The sequence below is a fragment of the Nonomuraea purpurea genome (assembly GCF_042650645.1).
GTDB lineage: Bacteria > Actinomycetota > Actinomycetes > Streptosporangiales > Streptosporangiaceae > Nonomuraea > Nonomuraea purpurea.
This window is the reverse complement of record NZ_JBHSBI010000080.1, coordinates 1-1,578: the sequence shown is the minus strand read 5'-3', so window position 1 is coordinate 1,578 and position 1,578 is coordinate 1. Positions and strand designations below refer to the sequence as shown.

Below are 1,578 nucleotides of genomic sequence, written 5' to 3'. Positions count from 1 at the left end.
CGGTAACTGTCAAACTGTTTGAGACGTTTTAGGCGACTTGTTCTGTATCGGAGTTGGTTTCCTCCTTGGCGGGTTCGTTGATCCAGACGGCTTTGGGAAGGCTGGGCGGGGCGGGTCTGCGTCGGAACCGGCCGGGGTTGGCGGCGTAGGCGGCCTGGAGGGTCCGGGCGCGCTCGGCCCGGATCTGGCCTGCGGTGCCCAGATGGACCGAGGCCGGGGTGTGCAGGCCAATGCCGGAATGCCGGTGCTCGTGGTTGTAGTAAGCGAAGAACTCGGCGCAGAAGGCGCGTGCGTGCGCAAGGGAGCCGAAGCGTTCGGGAAAGGCCGGGCAGTACTTCAGCGTCCGGAACTGCGCTTCGGAGTAGGGGTTGTCGTTGGACACCCGCGGCCGGCTGTGGCTTTGCGCGATGTTCAGGTCGGCCAGCAGCGCCGCGACCGGCTTGGAGGTCATCGAGGTGCCCCGGTCGGCGTGCACATGCGCGGGCGCCTGGCCGCCGTTGGCGCTGATGGCCGCGGCGATGAACTGCTCAGCCAGCTCCGCGTTCTCGCGGGTATGGACCTCCCAGTGCACGACGTAGCGCGAGTAGATGTCGAGCATGACGTAGAGGTCGTAGTAGACGCCCTTGACCTCTGCCTTCAGCTTGGTGATGTCCCAGGTGAACACCTGCGACGGGGCTCGGGCGACCAGCTCGGGCCGCACCCGGGCCGCATGCGTGGCCTGCCGGCGGCGCTCGCGCACCTCGCCGCCCCCGCGCAGCAGCCGATACATCGTGGAGATCGAACACAGGTAGACGCCCTCGTCCAGCAGTGTGGCCCACACCTGCGCCGGCGCCTTGTCGACGAACCGCGGCGAGCGTAAGACGGCCAGCACCTCCGCCCGCTCCCGCTCACTCAGCGCCGCCGGATGCGACGCCGGCGCCGGGCGCGGCCCGAGCACCACCGGCGCGGGGTGGCGATGGCGGTGCACGGTGGCCCGCGACTTGCCCGACACCGCGCACGCCTCGGTCACACCGAGGACCGGCTCCAGCGCGGCGAACGCCTCGTCGATCACTTCTTGGGCGGCGCGTCGTTGTCCGCGCTCCCGGAGAGCAGTTCCAAGAGCGCGTGTGCTTTTCCCATGATGTCCAGCGCGGCCTTGGTCTTGGCCAGCTCCCGCTCGGCCTTCTCCGCCCGCGCCCGCAGCCGCTCGTTGTCCTTCTCGGCTTCGCTCTTGCGCGTCTTCGGGCCGGACGGCTTGGCCGCCAGCGCGTTCAACGCCCCCGCGTCGCGGGCCTTGCGCCATTCGATGATGTGGGAGTGATACAGCCCTTCGCGGCGCAGCAACGCGCCCTTGGCTCCCGGTTCGGTCGCCGCGTCGTAGGCCTCGACCATCGCCAGCTTGTATTCCGGCGTGAACGAGCGTCGCTTCGGCCGATCCGATCGAGGTCTGTCTCCCTTGCCCACCTCACCATCATCGGTGAGATCCCTGCGAAGGTCGGCCACGGTCAAGGTCACTGTCTGAAAGATCCTGTTCTCGCCCTGATTGAGTCACAGAAGACTACTTCGTCCCCAGGTCTCACGAGAGTCTGACAGAGAGGG

The 1,578-nt window shown here is 67.9% G+C and carries 1 pseudogene; it reads right to left on the bottom strand.

Annotated elements, in window-relative coordinates:
- Window positions 1–28: 28 nt before the first annotated feature.
- Window positions 29–1,443: pseudogene (locus ACFOY2_RS54590) on the bottom strand (IS3 family transposase).
- Window positions 1,444–1,578: the final 135 nt, after the last annotated feature.